The sequence below is a fragment of the Providencia sp. PROV048 genome (assembly GCF_033688165.1).
GTDB classification, from domain to species: domain Bacteria; phylum Pseudomonadota; class Gammaproteobacteria; order Enterobacterales; family Enterobacteriaceae; genus Providencia; species Providencia hangzhouensis.
Genome location: NZ_CP096360.1, coordinates 1,290,057 through 1,306,993 on the forward strand (window position 1 = coordinate 1,290,057; position 16,937 = coordinate 1,306,993).

Annotated in this window: 13 protein-coding genes; 4 read left to right on the forward strand and 9 right to left on the reverse strand. The window is 38.1% G+C overall.

Annotated elements, in window-relative coordinates:
- Positions 1–22 precede the first annotated feature (22 nt).
- A complete protein-coding gene (locus tag M1F26_RS05490) occupies positions 23–907 on the reverse strand; it encodes a LysR family transcriptional regulator (RefSeq protein WP_140171123.1) in 885 nt (294 codons plus the stop codon).
- A gap of 101 nt (positions 908–1,008) precedes the next feature.
- On the opposite strand from M1F26_RS05490, the gene M1F26_RS05495 reads away from it, so the two are divergent.
- Positions 1,009–1,452 carry a PACE efflux transporter gene (locus M1F26_RS05495; RefSeq protein ID WP_004262335.1) on the forward strand — a complete coding sequence of 148 codons (444 nt, stop codon included), beginning with the start codon at positions 1,009–1,011 and terminating at the stop codon, positions 1,450–1,452.
- A gap of 69 nt (positions 1,453–1,521) precedes the next feature.
- Here the strand turns inward: M1F26_RS05495 and dbpA are convergent, their stop codons facing one another.
- The 3 genes from dbpA to M1F26_RS05510 form a co-directional block, all read right to left on the reverse strand.
- Complete coding sequence (gene dbpA, locus M1F26_RS05500) at positions 1,522–2,895, reverse strand: ATP-dependent RNA helicase DbpA (RefSeq protein ID WP_140171121.1); 1,374 nt, start codon at positions 2,893–2,895, stop codon at positions 1,522–1,524.
- Between the two features lie 216 nt (positions 2,896–3,111).
- Positions 3,112–4,551 (reverse strand): YfcC family protein, encoded by a 1,440-nt coding sequence (locus M1F26_RS05505; RefSeq protein WP_227528912.1) that lies wholly within the window; start codon positions 4,549–4,551, stop codon positions 3,112–3,114.
- 23 nt (positions 4,552–4,574) lie between these two features.
- A complete protein-coding gene (locus M1F26_RS05510; protein WP_140171119.1) occupies positions 4,575–5,705 on the reverse strand; it encodes a M20 family metallopeptidase in 1,131 nt (376 codons plus the stop codon).
- Between the two features lie 1,227 nt (positions 5,706–6,932).
- On the opposite strand from M1F26_RS05510, the gene M1F26_RS05515 reads away from it, so the two are divergent.
- The 3 genes from M1F26_RS05515 to M1F26_RS05525 all read left to right on the forward strand — a co-directional run bounded on the left by M1F26_RS05515 (position 6,933) and on the right by M1F26_RS05525 (position 10,888).
- Entirely contained in the window at positions 6,933–8,078 is a 1,146-nt protein-coding gene (locus M1F26_RS05515; protein WP_140171117.1) for a trans-sulfuration enzyme family protein, read from the forward strand.
- 40 nt (positions 8,079–8,118) lie between these two features.
- A complete protein-coding gene (locus M1F26_RS05520; protein ID WP_140171116.1) occupies positions 8,119–9,543 on the forward strand; it encodes a Na+/H+ antiporter NhaC family protein in 1,425 nt (474 codons plus the stop codon).
- Between the two features lie 238 nt (positions 9,544–9,781).
- On the forward strand, positions 9,782–10,888 hold the full coding sequence (locus M1F26_RS05525; protein ID WP_200129252.1) for a trans-sulfuration enzyme family protein: 1,107 nt from the start codon (positions 9,782–9,784) through the stop codon (positions 10,886–10,888).
- 144 nt (positions 10,889–11,032) lie between these two features.
- On the opposite strand, the gene dmsD is transcribed toward M1F26_RS05525, so the two are convergent.
- The 5 genes from dmsD to M1F26_RS05550 all read right to left on the reverse strand — a co-directional run bounded on the left by dmsD (position 11,033) and on the right by M1F26_RS05550 (position 16,910).
- On the reverse strand, positions 11,033–11,650 hold the full coding sequence (gene dmsD, locus M1F26_RS05530; RefSeq protein WP_165879228.1) for a Tat proofreading chaperone DmsD: 618 nt from the start codon (positions 11,648–11,650) through the stop codon (positions 11,033–11,035).
- A gap of 124 nt (positions 11,651–11,774) precedes the next feature.
- On the reverse strand, positions 11,775–12,632 hold the full coding sequence (locus tag M1F26_RS05535; protein WP_094961322.1) for a DmsC/YnfH family molybdoenzyme membrane anchor subunit: 858 nt from the start codon (positions 12,630–12,632) through the stop codon (positions 11,775–11,777).
- A gap of 1 nt (position 12,633) precedes the next feature.
- On the reverse strand, positions 12,634–13,251 hold the full coding sequence (locus M1F26_RS05540; RefSeq protein ID WP_140171111.1) for a DMSO/selenate family reductase complex B subunit: 618 nt from the start codon (positions 13,249–13,251) through the stop codon (positions 12,634–12,636).
- Positions 13,252–13,261: 10 nt separating this feature from the next.
- Complete coding sequence (ynfF, locus tag M1F26_RS05545) at positions 13,262–15,688, reverse strand: selenate/tellurate reductase subunit YnfF (protein WP_233618396.1); 2,427 nt, start codon at positions 15,686–15,688, stop codon at positions 13,262–13,264.
- Between the two features lie 475 nt (positions 15,689–16,163).
- On the reverse strand, positions 16,164–16,910 hold the full coding sequence (locus M1F26_RS05550) for an energy transducer TonB (protein ID WP_140171108.1): 747 nt from the start codon (positions 16,908–16,910) through the stop codon (positions 16,164–16,166).
- Positions 16,911–16,937 lie beyond the last annotated feature (27 nt).

Consider the following 16,937-nt stretch of genomic DNA (forward strand, 5'->3'; position numbering starts at 1 on the left):
GAAATAATAGATAACTTAGGGTTTAAATTGCCTTATTTTTCAGTAATTCAATGCATTCTTGAGCACCACGTTTAAGCACATGACCTTGCAAACATACCGCGTGAATAGGCAGTTTGAAGCCATTTGGGGTATTTTTAAACTCAAGGGGTTTTAGTGAGCCATCGTTCAATTTATCTTTAATTAGTGACAAAGGGAAATTTCCCCATCCCATACCACTCTCGACTAAACCGAGAGCCAAAGAAAAACTGTCTGTTTTCCAATAATTACTGGAAACTAGAATGCGTATATCACTCAATTCACGTTGGCGGCTCGCAATAATAATTTGCCGGCTTTCAACAAGGTCTTCGATATAGAGCGATGTTTTATTTTGTAAAGAGGGATGTTTAGCCGAAATGGTGGCAATAATTGATTCTTCGCCAATATAATGAAATTGCTCTTGAGAATTAACATTTAAACCGCCAAAGACAATCGCAAGGTGAATTTGCTGTTCATGTAATAACGGTAGAAGATCATCTTGAGGTGCGGTAATCAGTTCAATATGCAGTAAAGGATAACGCTGGCTTAAAATATGTAGAGTATCAAAGAGTAAATTGGCATTGATACCTGCTGCAATACCAATGGTCAATTTACTTTCGACACCTTGGGTCAACTCTAAAGAAAAAGTATTGAGTTGTGATAAATTAGCCACAATATGCCGTGCATAGGGCGCTAATGAAAGCGCTTTTTCAGTGGGTTTAGGCTCTCTAGTGTGTCTATCAAATAGTTCAAATCCAAGTTCAGCTTCTAGATTCGCCACGGCCATACTGACTGCGGATGGCACGCGTTTCAATGCTCTAGCCGCCGCAGAAAATGAGCCTTTATCTAACACGGTGAGAAAAATCGTTAGGTTGTCACTATTAAATGGCATTATTCACCTTTCAATAAAACTGATAGAAGCTGACTTTTATTATCATTGAATTATATTTATTTTACCACCTTGTTGATAATGATATTTTTGGAGGTGGGAAAATGCAGGGGATTAAACGTAAAATTGTTTTTGTCACAGCTTATGAGGTTATTGGTTGGTTAATTTCAGCGTTGGCATTGGCTTTTCTTTCCGGTAATTCAGCGGAAACAACAGGCCCATTAGCTTTAGTCATAACGACTATTGCAGTGAGCTGGAACTTTATTTTCAATACCGCATTTGAATATTGGGAATCAAAACAAAAATCACGCATTAGAACCTTTAGGCGCCGGTTTGTACACGCCATATTATTTCAATTAACGTTGGTGATTTTTTTAATTCCTTTAATTGCATGGTGGTTATCAATTAGTCTTTTACAGGCGTTAATACTCGACTTCGCCTTAATTATTTTTATCCCAATTTATACTTTCTTTTTTAATTGGGCATTTGATAAGATTTTTGGATTACCTAAATCTGCCTTGCCGCAAGAGAATAACGCCACATCATAGAAAAGTAAGAAAATTATCGAGTTTCCTTCCGTACTAACATCGTGCAGAAGGAAACTCGAATCACACATATTATTTTAATAACCTAGCCTTAACGGATTTCCTTTTAATTTTTCCTTGCTGTAAATGCTTCCAAGCTTGTACGGCAACCTCACGTTTGAGTGCGACGTAGGCATGGGTAGGGTGGATCACAATCTTGCCAATATCGGCACCATTGAGGCCAACTTCTCCGGTTAAAGCACCTAAAATATCTCCAGGACGTATTTTGGCTTTTTTACCGCCATCAAGGCATAAGGTCATCATTGTCGCTTCTAACGGAGTGACTCGTAAACCTGTCGGTTCGGTTTGCCAATTAAGCTTCATGTTTAACATTTCTTCTAGAGCATTGGCTCGTTGGGCTTCTTCTGGTGCACATAAACTAATTGCTAAACCGCTTTCACCGGCACGTGCAGTTCGGCCGATGCGGTGAACATGCACTTCAGGGTCCCATGATAATTCATAGTTAATCACCATTTCGAGAGCTTTAATATCTAATCCACGGGATGCGACATCCGTAGCCACTAACACACGGCTACTTCCGTTAGCAAAACGCACTAGAGTTTGGTCACGCTCACGTTGTTCCATGTCACCATGAAGCACTAAGACACTTTGTTTGCTGGCTGTTAAGGCATCATAAACGGCTTGGCAATCTTTCTTAGTATTACAGAAAACGACACAAGAAGCGGGTTGTTCACGGCTTAAGAGCTTTTGTAATAATTCAATTTTTTCGTGACGAGCGACTTCATAAAATTGTTGTTCAACTGCCGGGAGTTCATCAACACTATTGATTTCAATGGTTTGTGGGTTATTTTGAATTTGCTGGCTAATTCGTGCAATTTCTTCTGGCCAAGTGGCTGAAAACAATAATGTTTGTCTATTAATTGGTGCGTAATCAATTATGGTCTCAATATCTGGCATAAAGCCCATATCGAGCATTCTGTCTGCTTCGTCTAAAACTAAAGTTTGCAATGCATCAAGTTGTACTGTTTCACGATTTAAATGATCAAGTAAACGCCCCGGTGTGGCAACAATGATATGTGCTGCATGGGCAAGGGAGTCGCGTTGTACGCTGAAAGGCACACCACCGCAGAGTGTCAAAATTTTGATATTAGGGATCGCGCGAGCTAAACGGCGCAATTCATTGGCGACTTGATCTGCCAGTTCACGAGTTGGACATAAAACTAATGACTGAGTTTTAAATAATTTGGCGTCAATATGTTGTAATAAACCCAGACCAAAAACCGCAGTTTTGCCGCTGCCCGTTTTAGCTTGTGCTCGGACGTCTTTTCCGGCAAGTATAGGGGGAAGAGCGGCAGCTTGGATCTGTGTCATGTTTAGGTAGCCTAACTCTTGTAAGTTAGTGAGTTGTTCCGCAGAAAGCGCATTTAGGTCAGCAAATGAAGTCACAATACAATCTCAAATAGAATAAAAGGCATAATAGCGCTAATAATACTATTCCTACCTTACTCTGTCTGTTTTTAATTCGGATTGTAATTGGCTACTTTATTTTTTGCTTCTAAGGATACAGCTATTGTACTTATTATTTAATTTGTGATGCCATAATTAAAAAAAGCACCACTAAGAAGCGGTGCTGAGAATATTGAATTGTTCAATATTGATGTCTTAGATAGGGCCTAAATTTGTCATTACAGCATATATTAGAGCGACAATAGAAATGGCTATCCATGTGAAGACTAACGGCCAAATAAATCTCACCCATTGTGTATAAGGAATTTTTGCCGTTGCAAGTACAGCCATTAAAATTCCAGAGGTTGGGTTAATACAGTTAACAACCCCTTCTCCAAGCAATACAGTTTGTACTGTCGTTTGGCGAGTGATTTCTAATAAATCGCCCATTGGCGTGAAAATAGGTACAAGCACTGCTGCTTCACCAGAACCTGATGAAATAAAGAAGTGCATAATTGCCGCGGTTGCGAACATGGAAAGGGCAGATAAGGTCTTCGGTAAGCCATCCATCATTGAAATAATGGCATTAACGATGGTATCTAAAATCATCCCATCAGATAATACGATAGCAATAGCACGTGCCATACCAACGATAAACGCGCCACCTACCATTCCCGCACAACCTTTTAAGAAGCCTGTTGCAATGGTATTAGGAGACATGCGGTTTAAAACACCCACGCCAACGCCTAAGATGATAAACATAGCCATCATCTCTTTTTCTCCCCAGCCCCACTCAACAGCACCGAAAATAAATCCGACTAAGCAGAATGCGCTATAGGAAAGAGTAATGACATGCAAAGCTGAAATTTTAGAGGTTTGGTGTTCGTCGGTATTAATTTCAATCTCAGGACGAATCATGCCTTTATTACGGCATTTCTTGGTATAAATCGTTAAAAATAGAATACCCGCGATAACAAATGCAATATAAATAGCCATTCTAAAACCGAGGCCGGATAACAACGGGACGTCGGCTAAACCTTGAGATAAACCCACTGTCATTGGTGCCATGATTGAGGCATTAAAGCCCGAATAAGCCGCAACATAGACTAAAGCAGCACCAAATTTGTCGTCCATTCCCACGGATTTAGCGACTAAAAGACCGATAGGAACAAATGCAATAATTGAGTTAACCACAATCCCTGTTGTCCCTAAAATAGAAAAAACGACAAAGAATATACTGATTAGTAAAAAGTCATTAAGTCTTTTACTGCGCGAGATATTATTGAGTACTTTTTTGATGGCCCCGGTTTCCTCAAGAAGATGTAAAGCACCTCCAGTGAAAATAATCAAAAAGATAATAGGAGCAGCTTTGATTAGACCATCAGCAATTGAGGTGAAAATTTGCCCTGGCAAAATACCGTGTTGTTCTGGTAAGCGCTCATAACTACCGGGAATGGTATAAGAACTAGATACTTTTGTTTCTATACCATCTTTTACCATGGTGATGACTTTTGTTTCTGATGCATATTGCCCCGCAGGAACGATCCACGTTGCAATACCTGCCAATACTAAGATGAAAAACAAAAGAACATAAGGGTTTAGACCTTCAGAACGTTTTTTAGGTGGTGTTGTTGTGTTTGTTGACATCGTTGTCATAGAGTTTCCTATTGGATTATTATTTATTGTGTAATGCGTTGTAATATATTGAAAAATAACTGTGCACGTTCTGTGAGTGACGGTATTTCTAAGTATTCTTTATCACTGTGCTGGTATCCACCAATCGGGCCTAACCCATCTACAGTGGCCGTTCCGACACCTGCAGTAAAAGAGGCATCAGAGCCACCACCCGTCGAAACATCAAGTAAATCAATGTTTAGTTGCGCAGCTTCTTCTTTAATGATGTTGATAAGAACGGTGCTTTCATCCGTTTTAGCCATAGGTGGGCGATTAATTCCGCCTGTTAAGGTGAGTTTGATGCCGTCTAATACTGGTGTACTACATACTTCCCTGACTTTTTTATCGATCTCAATACCCTGTTCTTCAGACGAAATACGGACATCGATTTCTGCTCTGGCATTCGGAGCTACAGTATTCACAGAGGTTCCACCAGAAATTAGGCCAACGTTAACGGATAGGCCTTTATCATGAGCAGAGAGTGCGTGTAACATTTGGATTTTATATGATAATTCCTGAATTGCACTAATGCCTGCTTCGGGGGCAATACCTGAATGAGAGGCTTTTCCTTCAATATTTAATACATAAGTTCCAACACCGCGGCGAGCGCTCACTATAGCGCCATTGGCACGAGCAGGCTCCATCACAAGTGCGTAGCGCTTTCCTAGTGCACATTGTTCGATGACACCGCGAGATGAAATAGAACCAATTTCTTCATCACAATTGAGGATAATCTCAATATTTTTGTAGCGAATATCTTGATTATCATAAAGTTGCTTCATGACTTGATATACCATGACATGGCTGCCTTTCATATCAATCACGCCAGGGCCATAAGCTCGATCACCTTCAATGCTAAAAGGACGTTCAGCAACGGTGCCTTTAGGAAAAACGGTATCTAAATGCAATAAAATTAATATATCAGCCTTTATTGAAGGGTGATAAATTCGATAATTATTGCCGAGTGATTCATTTTCAATGATTTCGACTTCGAACCCCATTTCGCGATATTTTTCACACCAGACAGCAGCGTGGTTATCTACACCTTCTTTGTCATAAGAGCCTGATTCGATATTGACTACTTTTTCAAGTAGCTTAAGCATACTGTCTTCATGCGCTAAAAAGTTATTATTCATGGTTGTTTCCTTATATTGTATTTACTACAAAATTAAGTTGTTTTTATTGTGGTAAATTTAATTTTAGGTGATATCAAAATAGGGTGTATATTAAGTTAAGTTTATCTGATTCAGATTTTCACTAAATTAAACGCTGCTTTCATTAAAGGTAAAAAAACAAAAGAAAAAGGCAGTGTTAAAATTTGCTAATAATAATTGCGATTTTTTTTTGATTTTCACTGTTTGTATTATGGGAAATAAATACCATAAATTTTTATGCTCTAGTGAGTCGTACCACAGTAAAGGATATAAGAAGTACCAATACTTGATAGTTGAATCATAGGTATTTTTTGACTGTATCATAATAAATAATTTGTATACAAGATGATTATTCACTAAAAATACAAACCCATTTAGAGAGTAATTTTATAGGGATATATAATATGGAATACATTGCTGATATTGTTCGAGCAAGTTTGAGTTTCTAATGAAAAATTCTGTATTAGGCTAAATTGAGATTTTTTAAGAGAGTGTGATTAGAATAATTTATAAAATATATAGTGGTTATACGTTTTTCTAATAATTTAAATAACGATAGCAATTTATTTTTCATAGTTTGTAATATTTAACTGTGTTTTTTTAAACAAAAAAATCAGAGTGATTAAATTAAAAACAACTTAGTCAAATTTAGTCTCTGTGCTTTTCTTATAAATAGCCTTTGAGCATATTATTGCTTGATAGTCACTCTTTGGCGTATTAATTGTATTTTTATTCATCGACTTTTTCTGTCTTCTAAGCGATATAGTTCATTGCAAGAAATAATGTGAAAGAGAATAAGTTTCTCTTATATGGCTGTTATGCAGTATGAAAAGAAGCCAATTAGGCGTAAATACTAAGGTGTATGTTAAATTAACGACAAAATACCTACCAAATAATTACATTACGTGATGAAAAATTTAACTTGCATAGAACATTTATTGTTTTATTTTAGTGGTTTATGTGGTTTTTACTGGGTAATTGATTGTGAAGAATAAACAAAATAATGATATTGTGACGGCTAGCTCATTTATCAAAACTTAACCAACAGCATGAATTTAAAGGCCATTTATTCTTGAATAGAAAAATTTTCTCTTAATTTGAAAAAAGGCACCAATTTTTAGAAAAAATTTTCTATTTCCCTGTGGCATATTTCTTTTAGCAACAAATATAAAGATATCATTTTTACTTTACTATATTGGGTTTTAGATAATGACTAAGAATATTGCTACAATTTTAATTCATGGTGGAAAGCAGCAAGATACTGTTAATCATGCTATTTTTCCTGCTATTACAACAGCCAGTACTTTCGTTCAACAAAGCTTAACAGAGCATGGTGAATATTGTTATTCACGTTGCAGCAACCCAACACGTTATGCATATGAAACCTTATTAGCTGAAATTGAATGTGGAAGCTATGCAACAGCGACTGCATCCGGTGTGGCTGCTTCAAGTTTAGTTTTAAATTTATTACCAAAAGATTCACATATTATTGCAATGAAGGGTGTTTATGGAGGAACTTTTCGGTTATTTGAACGAGTTTCAACCATTAACAGCGGTCACCAAATAGACTATGTTGATTTGAATAATCTTGATGAAGTTAAAACAAAAATAAAAGATAACACACGCTTAATTTGGATTGAAAGCCCAACTAATCCATTATTAGAATTAGTTGATATTAATGCTATTTGTTCACTTGCCAAAGAGCATAATATTTTAACTTGTGTTGATAATACATTTGCAACACCTTGGAACCAAAAACCATTAGAATTAGGTGCCGATTTAGTGATGTTATCGGCAAGTAAATATATTGGCGGCCATTCCGATTTAATTGGTGGTGCGGTGATCACCCAAAGAGAAGACTTAGCCAGCCGCCTTGATTTTCTAAAAACCACCCTCGGAGCAATTGCTTCTCCTTTTGACGCCTACCTTGCTTTACGTGGATTAAAAACATTAGCATTACGTATGGCAGCACAATGCAGTAATGCCGCACAAGTTGCGAAATATTTATCAACACACCCGAAAGTTGAGCAGGTTTATTACCCTGGATTACCTTCGCATCCTCAATATGAATTATGCAAAAAACAAATGCGTACAGGAGGAGCGGTTGTGACGATTAAATTAGCAGGGGATATTGAAGACACCAAAGCCTTTTTATCTAAAGTTAAATATTTTGTTTTAGCGGAATCATTGGGGGGTGTTGAAAGTATGGTGAATCATTCGGCAACCATGTCACATGGGTCGATGACAAAAGAAGAAAGAGAAAGTATCCAAGTATTTGACTCCACATTACGTTTATCCGTAGGTATTGAAGATATCACAGACTTATTAAATGATTTAGAAAACGCACTATCTTAATTTATTAAAATCAAAATAAAATATAATAAGAGAGCATCTAATGAATGATTATGGGATTTGGACCATTGTCACGCCAATGGTGACGATACTTTTAGCCATTTTTACACGACAAGTTATATTATCATTATTACTGGGGATATTAGTTGGTTTTACCGTTATATATGATCACAATATATTATTAGGTATAAACGGAACGCTCGATGGCATTATTAATACGTTTGCATCACCGGGAAACACAAAAACAATTCTATTTATGGTAATGATTGGCGGTATTATGCGGCTCGTCGTTGTTACTGGTGGTGTGCGTTCATTGGTTAAATTATTAACAAATAAAACAAAGTTAATTAAAAATAAAAAAGCTGTTCAATTAATGGCGATGATTATTACATCATTAATTTTTATTGAAAGCTCTATTAACCAATTAATTGCTGGAGCATCAACAAAAACATTAGCGAAGAAATACGGAGTTTCGCCAGAAAAAATGTCCTACATTGTGCAGACTTCCTGTGTATCAGTGTGTTCATCAGCCATGATTAACGGCTGGGGAGCGGCAATGATGGGGGTTATTGGCGTACAAATATCTAAAGGTTTAATTACTGGAGAGCCTTTTGAAATTTTAGCTGGCTCTATGGTATTTAATATCATGGCGTGGTTTTCCCTCGCTTCAGTGCTGTTTTATATTTTCTCCAATGTTTCTTGGGGGCCAATGAAAAAGGCGGATTTACGCGCAGAGCAGCAGGCTTTAACTTTATTATCCGCGGAAGAAGCTGAGCAGGATGATGAAGATATTATTGAGCACCCTAATTGCCATACTTCTCTTAATTTCTTTATCCCAATTTTATCAACGGTATTAATGGTACCTGTTGCGCTTTATATCACCGGTAATGGCGATTTTAGTAAAGGTAGCGGTTCAACATCGGTATATTGGGGAGTCATGTTTGGAACTTTAGTCTCTTTTGTGTGGTTCTTAGCACGTCGTGTACTTAATATTGAGACTTTCTTTAAAGAATTATATATCGGCTATGCCAGCATGGTAAAAATTAGCTCGGTGATGATCCTCGCTTTTTTAATGGGAACCGTTTCTTCAGATTTAAATACCGGTGCCTATATAGCAGAAATCACCTCGGGTGTTATTTCGCCAGCTTTCTCAATAGGCTTTATCTTCTTAATTAGTGCGGTGATGTCATTAGCAACAGGAACATCGTGGGGAACATTTGCCATTATGATCCCAATTGGTGTGCAATTAGGACTTTCAGTCGGAATGCCTGTTGAATATATGATTGGTGCAGCCATTGCAGGTTCAATTTACGGAGACATGACATCACCAATTTCCAGTGATGCAATTGTGGCTTCTATGGCAACAGATTGTGACCATATTGAGCATATTCGTACCCAAATGCCTTATGCAACAGTCACGGCCGCGTTTGCGCTGATGGTTTATCTGTATTTAGGTTTCACATATTAATAAAGTGAATAAAGATTAGGCAAAATTAGCTGCAATAAATAAAATAGATTTATTTCAAGGAGTAGCACCACTAGCAAAACTAAATAATCATTCAGAATATTTAGGTCGTGATATTTACACTGATGGTGCTCTTGTTATTTTTGCTTATTCTGAAATCAATATAGCAACAATTAAAATAGACTTCTGATAATGCGATTTTATTATGAAAATTAATACCAAGGTTATTCATGGATATCCCATGACAGATAAATATACCGGAAGTTCTTCTATCCCGTTATATCAATCATCCACATTTTCACAAGCCAATATTGAGGAAAGTTACGACCATATTTATTCTCGTTTTTCCAATCCAACGAGAGATGCATTAAGTGAGGCTATTTGCGCGATTGAAAATGCAAAATTTGCTGAAGTTTTTTCCTCAGGAATGGCAGCAATAAGTGCCGTATTGCTTAATTTTAGTCAGGGCGACCATATTGTTGCCTGCAAAAATATATATGGTGGCTCTTTCCAATTAATGACTGAATTTTTGCCACGCTACGGTATTTCAGTCACATTTGTTGATGCGACTAATCCAATGAATTATCAGCAAGCAATAATGGAAAACACCAAAGCGTTTTATATTGAAACGCCATCTAATCCAACGTTACAAGTGACGGATTTAAAATCTGTTATTGGGATTGCGCAGCAGCATAATATTATTACTATCTGTGACAATACCTTTATGACGCCGTTGTTATCAGATGTTATTTCTCTTGGAATTGATTTTTCTATTAATAGCGCAACTAAATTTATTAATGGCCATAGTGATGTGATCTTGGGGACGGTAGCAACGAATAACCCTGAATATGCGAGGTGGTTACATAAGTCTGCAGTTGCTATTGGCAGTATTGCTGCACCATTTGACAGCTGGCTGACAATGCGAGGTTTAAAATCAATGGCAATGCGGGTTGAACGAGCCAGTGAAAATGCGCAAAAGCTTGCAGAATATCTGAATGAGCATCCAAAAGTACAACACGTTTTTTATCCTGGGTTAGCTTCGCACCCAAATCATATCATTCATATGCAGCAATCTAAAAATGGCGGAATGGTGGTTTCCTTTGATTTGGGTAGCTATGACAATGTAAAACGATTTTTAGACGCGGTTCGTATTCCACTCGTTGCAGTCAGTTTAGGGGGAATTGAATCAATTATTTCCTACCCTAAAATGATGTCCCATGCTTGTATCCCTGAAGAAGAGAGATTACTGCAAGGCGTAACGGATGGGTTATTGCGTTTCTCACTGGGCTGTGAAGATATTGATGATTTACTTGCTGACGTCGGTTCTGCTTTATCGCAAATACAGTAATTAGGCGATTATCAACGTATTTTAATTCCTCAGTGGCACTAATCACATCCCAAGAAAGTACCAATAATATATTCAAGCCCTCTAAATAATGAGATTATTTAGAGGGCTTTTACTTCACGAAACGGTTATTTGAACGATATAAAACTAAAGACAAAGCTCTTTATTCGCTGGATTTAATTTAGCGGCTTGTTGGATATGTCTTAAAGTTTCAGTGGCCAATAGTGCGGAGGCTTCATAAAATGCATTCCCGCTTTGCAATTGCATTTTCTCTAAATAGCGATAGACCCAAGGTAGAAAATGTAATTCTAGCAATTCGCGTAGTAGTTCTGGTTTATTTTCAATCACCCAGGCGGTGAGAAGAAATAATAACCCTACATGATCTTCTGGCTCTTTTTGGTTTAATTCAATATTGATTTGGTTATTACGGAGCCATGCTCTTAACTCAAGTGTCGAAATACCAAAAATAACATTTTCTTTATCAAGATAAACAGAACCCCAAGGTGGTGCTGGTAATGCATAAGGGCCTATAAATAAGCGCTGATAGGCTTCTTGTAATGTTTCTGATTCAGAAAGACTATCTTGAAAGAGTTTATCAATACGTTGGCAATCATAATCCTGAGTAAATGGCCATTCAGCTAACCATTCGCTCGTCGTAAATAAATCAATTAACTTATTTACGCGTGCATCAGAAGGGTCATAATAAAATAATGCCCCTAAAGTTTGCGCGCAAAGCGAAAAATCTGCCAATAATTTTTGTTCCATATTTGTCCACATTGCTATGTTGATGATGACTCTTTGGTGTGATCGTAGCGAAACATGAGATTGTTGTCGATGATAAGAAAGTCATTAACCTTCTTATCATCGTAAAAAAACAATGAATTAGTCGTTAGCCTGCAACAGCCATACCCACCGTCATATGCAGCCCGTAGAAAATGCCTCTACCAATCAATTCACCAAAAATCACCAATAATACGGCGACTAGTAGCCCAATAATTGAAGGGTTTTTCATTTTAACATGCGGGTAAATCCAGAAAGCTAGCCCCAATGTTAAGCAAACAGTACGCCATCCCATCAGTGAGGCATAATCTGGAACAAGCTCTGATGCTTTTTGTACTGAACTTTGGATAGAGCCTAATTCAAATCCTTGTGCCGTTACCAAAATACTGCTCGCAATAACCGCAACAATACTGATTAATATAAAAAAGCGGATGTTATTGATATCATAACTTGCTATACGCAATAAAAATGCGGCAAGAACAGGCCCTGCAATAAAGCTGGTTAGGATAAATTGCAAACTACCATAGTGATTAAACCAAGTTGGGACGGTATCAATTTGGTAAACGCGAGATATGGCATAAATAAATATTGCCGCACAAATGATAGTGACGATTAACCAAATATTGCCGACAGACTTGGGCATCTTCTTTAATAATGACAATAACCAATATATCCCACCTAAGGCAAAGAATATTGAGCCACTGACTATTTCGTTACTGAGCGCTGAATGCCCAACACGTATCATCGAATTAAAGGCACGCATCGGTGAGCCCATATGTAGCATGGAGAGTAAAAAGCCAACTCCCATTAACACCCATAAACCAAACATGCTCATCACTATTTTATGATGCTGTTCTTGCATGGGTTTCATTAACAATACCAGAGCCATGAGAATAAATGCGCCAGCAACACTTTGACCTATAACGGTGAAGAAGATTAACGGATATTCATGTAAGCCTGCGCCCATTTTAAACTTCCTCCGGATTAGCTAAATAACCTGTGGTGTCGCCCACAGGACGGCAATTTGCATTGAGATTTAATACAATATTGGGTTTGGTATAATGTGCTGCTGGTAGCGGTGCTATTTCATTGATTGTTCCGTATTTCTCACGTAACTCTTCAATGGGCCCAAAATCTAATGCACGTAGCGGGCAAGACTCAACACAAATGGTTTTTTTGCCTTCAGCCACACGTTCATAGCAGCCATCACATTTAGTCATATGCCCTTTGACTGCATCAAACTGCGGTGCACTATAAGGACATGCCATATGGCAATAACGGCAACCAATACAGACACTTTCGTCAACAACGACAAAGCCATCTTCACGTTTATGCATTGCGCCACTTGGGCAAACTTTAACGCAAGCAGGGTCTTCACAATGGTTGCATGAAATAGAGAGGTAATAAGAAAATACATTTTGATGCCATGCGCCATCTTGCTCTGTCCAGTCGCCGCCTGCATATTCATAAATACGACGAAAATGAACATCAGCGGATAAGTTTTTAAAATCTTTACAGGCGAGTTCACACGTTTTGCAGCCCGTACAACGTTGTGTATCAATATAAAAACCATATTGTTGTGACATACCGGGCTCCTTATAGTTTTGCAATTTCAACTAAGTTAGTATGCTGAGGGTTTCCCTTAGCAAGCGGTGAAGGGCGTTGAGTTGTGAGGACATTAATACACCCGCCTTGGTCTACTTTTTTGCCAAACATATCGGCATCTAACCAAGCCCCTTGGCCCATAGCCGTCACCCCAGGCATGATCCGCGGAGTCACTTTAGCTGGAATATGAACTTCACCTCGGTCATTGAAAACTTTGACCATATCACCCTGATTAATACCACGCGCTTTGGCATCTATTGGGTTAATCCATATTTCTTGGCGGCAGGCTTGTTTTAAGATATCAATGTTGCCATAACTTGAGTGTGTTCTGGCTTTATAATGAAACCCTGTCATTTGTAATGGGTATTTTTTATTAAGGCTATCGGTATGGCTTTCAAAGCCTTCTGTGTAAATTGGTAACGGATCAATCACATCATCTGGTGCTAATTGCCATGTTTTCGCTATCTCAGCTAGGCTTTCAGAGTAAATTTCTATTTTTCCTGAAGGCGTTTTCAGTGGATTAGCTTGAGGGTTATCTCGGAAGGCTTTAAATCCAATGACATGCTCATCTGGGCATTTGTGCTTGAAAATACCCACGGTTTTCATTTCTTCATAAGTTGGCATATCAGGGTAGCGTTCGCGACTTTTTTCACATAAATATTTAACCCATTCGTGCTGGCTGCGGCCTTCGGTGAATTTCTGTTCGACATCAGGGCCTAAGCGTTTAGCAATTTCCGACAAAATTTCATAGATGGGTTTACGCTCAAATTTAGCGCTAGTCGCTGGTTGGCCTAAGATCATGTAAGACATGTTTCCTGCAGACTCGCTAGGAATAAGGTCTTCTTGCTCGGTAGGCATTAAATCAGGTAATAAAATATCGCAATATTTTGCTGATGCCGTCATGAAATGGTCGATACCAACAATCATTTCGCATTTGCTGTCATCTTGCAAAATTTCATGGGTACGGGCGATATCACTGTGCTGATTTATCAATGTGTTACTGGCATAGCACCATAAGAACTTAATGGGAACATCTAATTTATCTTTCCCTTTGATGCCATCGTGAATGGCGGTCATTTCTGTGCCGCGTTCAATCGCATCAGTCCATGTGAAAACGGAAATTTGTGTTTTGACTGGGTTATCGAGCATTGGGAACCATTCAACACCTGAATCATAGGTGCCTTCACGACAGCCTGAATTTCCGCCACTGATACCAACATTACCTGTGATAATGGCTAACATGGCAATTGCTCGAACGGTTTGTTCACCATTTGAATGACGTTGAGGGCCCCAACCTTGAACAATATAAGCGGGTTTCGCTTGGCCTATTTCACGAGCTAACTTAATGATTTTATCTGCTGGAATACCTGTAATTTTAGCGGCCCACTGTGGTGTTTTAGCCACACCATCAGCACCTTGGCCTAAAATATAGGCCTTATAGTGACCGTTTTGAGGAGCAGAAGCCGGTAAGGTTTTTTCGTCATAGCCAATACAGTATTTATCCACAAACTCTTGGTCTACCATATCCTCAGTGATAATCACATAAGCTAATGCAGCTGCAAGTGCGCCATCAGTACCAGGGCGAATAGGTAACCATTCATCTTCTCTACCAGAAGCTGTGTCATTATAACGAGGGTCAATAACTATCATGCGCGCATTCGAACGCTCACGTGCTTGTTCGACATAATAAGTCACACCTCCACCACTCATACGAGTTTCGGCTGGGTTATTACCAAACATCACAACTAGTTTTGTATTTGCGATATCGTCGGGGCTATTGGCTTCTTGAGAACCATACAGATAATTCATACCCGCACGAATTTGCGCAGTACTATAACTGCCATAGCGGCTCAGGAAACCACCACATGAATTCATTAAACGATAGGGAACATTCGAATTGGTGATATTACCGCCATCAACGCCAGTGCCATAGAGAACATGCACCGCTTCATTGCCGTAATTTTGCAAAATATCGCGCAAACTATTACCAACGGTATCTAGGGCCTCTTCCCATGAAATTCGGACAAATTTGCCTTCACCACGTTTACCCACACGTTTCATTGGGTACTTTAATCTATCTGGGTGGTTCATTCTTCTACGGATTGAGCGGCCACGCAGGCAAGCTCTTACTTGATGATTGCCATATTCATCTTCTCCCGTGGTATCAGATTCAACCCAATATACTTCATCGTCACGAACATGGAGACGTAATAGGCAACGGCTACCACAGTTAACGGTACATGAGCTCCAAACGGCTTTTTCTTCAGCGGATGTTGAGTTTTGAGTGTTATCGATTGCTTTTGCATTGAAAGTAAGTGATAAACCGCCTACTGCAGCAAATAAACCGCCTGCAGCGCCAGATTTCACGACATTGCGCCTTGAGATAGGGCTATTTAATAATTTATTTTTTGTATTCATTGATATTAGCCTTTATGACCATATTAAATATAGTGTTATTCAGGGCTATCTTACTCTGACATATTTAGTTTTTTTTGCGCCATATCAACGAAGTTATATTTGCAAAACTGGTAACCTTTTTATAATAAATAAATATTAATGATAATTGATATCATTATAACGTTATGAATAAAAATAGGTTTTATTTTTATTACTCGCGTCTAAAAATTTAGAAATGTTAATATTGAGTTTTGTAGAGAAAATATTTCTCTCGGTAAGGCTATTTTTGGAAAATAGGGAGAAGACTTTTAGTCATATAGTTGGAAAATAATAATAAATTTCTCTAGGATCATTGATTGCTCTGAAAAAACAATAAAATTTATTATTATTTTTTGGAATGAAAAATAAATACAGAATAACTAACTGTAAAGTGAACATCTAATATCCAATTAAGGTGTACTTTTTTATTGAAAATAATTGTTATTATCAGTGTTGGTTAATTAAATTCAATATTGAGAGTGATAGATTGAGCAAAACCTGCTGGTGGCTTACCGACAGAGCGGCTTTTTTGTACTGCAAGTAAAGCGGCTTGATCTAATAAATCATTTCCTGAACTGCTTGCTAAGCGAATTAAACTAATTTCTCCGGTTTGGCTTAATTGAAATTGAATAGTTGCGATACCACGGTTTTTCATTTTTTTTGCGCGGCGAGGGTATTGCTTGTTTCGCTCAACTTCTTGGCGTAGTTTTTCACGGTAAGCATTAATTAATTGGCTATTAGTATCACTAGTCGCATGTTGGTTTTTGGGGCCTTTTATTCCTGCGGATTGAGACGATACAAGGGCTCCAGCCTTTTGTTGTTGTGCGATTGGCAAATCATTTTTAATTTCTGTATTAGCTGATTTGTGAGCGTTTTCAGTTCTTTTAGTGAGTTCTTTGGGCTTCACAGGTTCTTTTGGGGTTTTGATCACCTTTTTTTGCTTTTTAGGCGCAACAATGACGGCGTGTTCAACTATTGGGCTGGAAGCAATTTTTACCTCACTAGGTGTGTCTATAGGAAGGGGGAGCTCTTCAGGTTCTGCAACGTTGACAGCTTGAGTCAATGCGATCGATATAATAGGCGCATCCTGTTGTGCTTGGTTTTTTAAGGATAATGATTGAGCCGTAACATAGGTTAAGTACCCAATAACAAGAACATGAAGTGTTATGGATAGCATAAAAGTGATTAATTTTCGACTCATCATAAAACCTCAATATTCTTTCTCGTTGAA

Bases quoted from the DNA above. Each gene is read 5' to 3' on its own strand.
- M1F26_RS05520 (WP_140171116.1), top strand. From the start codon at position 8,119: ATGAATGATTATGGGATTTGGACCATTGTCACGCCAATGGTGACGATA.
- M1F26_RS05505 (WP_227528912.1), bottom strand. From the start codon at position 4,551: ATGACAACGATGTCAACAAACACAACAACACCACCTAAAAAACGTTCT.
- M1F26_RS05550 (WP_140171108.1), bottom strand. From the start codon at position 16,910: ATGATGAGTCGAAAATTAATCACTTTTATGCTATCCATAACACTTCAT.
- M1F26_RS05510 (WP_140171119.1), bottom strand. From the start codon at position 5,705: ATGAATAATAACTTTTTAGCGCATGAAGACAGTATGCTTAAGCTACTT.
- dmsD (WP_165879228.1), bottom strand. From the start codon at position 11,650: ATGGAACAAAAATTATTGGCAGATTTTTCGCTTTGCGCGCAAACTTTA.
- M1F26_RS05515 (WP_140171117.1), top strand. From the start codon at position 6,933: ATGACTAAGAATATTGCTACAATTTTAATTCATGGTGGAAAGCAGCAA.
- ynfF (WP_233618396.1), bottom strand. From the start codon at position 15,688: ATGAATACAAAAAATAAATTATTAAATAGCCCTATCTCAAGGCGCAAT.
- M1F26_RS05490 (WP_140171123.1), bottom strand. From the start codon at position 907: ATGCCATTTAATAGTGACAACCTAACGATTTTTCTCACCGTGTTAGAT.
- M1F26_RS05495 (WP_004262335.1), top strand. From the start codon at position 1,009: ATGCAGGGGATTAAACGTAAAATTGTTTTTGTCACAGCTTATGAGGTT.
- M1F26_RS05535 (WP_094961322.1), bottom strand. From the start codon at position 12,632: ATGGGCGCAGGCTTACATGAATATCCGTTAATCTTCTTCACCGTTATA.
- M1F26_RS05525 (WP_200129252.1), top strand. From the start codon at position 9,782: ATGACAGATAAATATACCGGAAGTTCTTCTATCCCGTTATATCAATCA.
- M1F26_RS05540 (WP_140171111.1), bottom strand. From the start codon at position 13,251: ATGTCACAACAATATGGTTTTTATATTGATACACAACGTTGTACGGGC.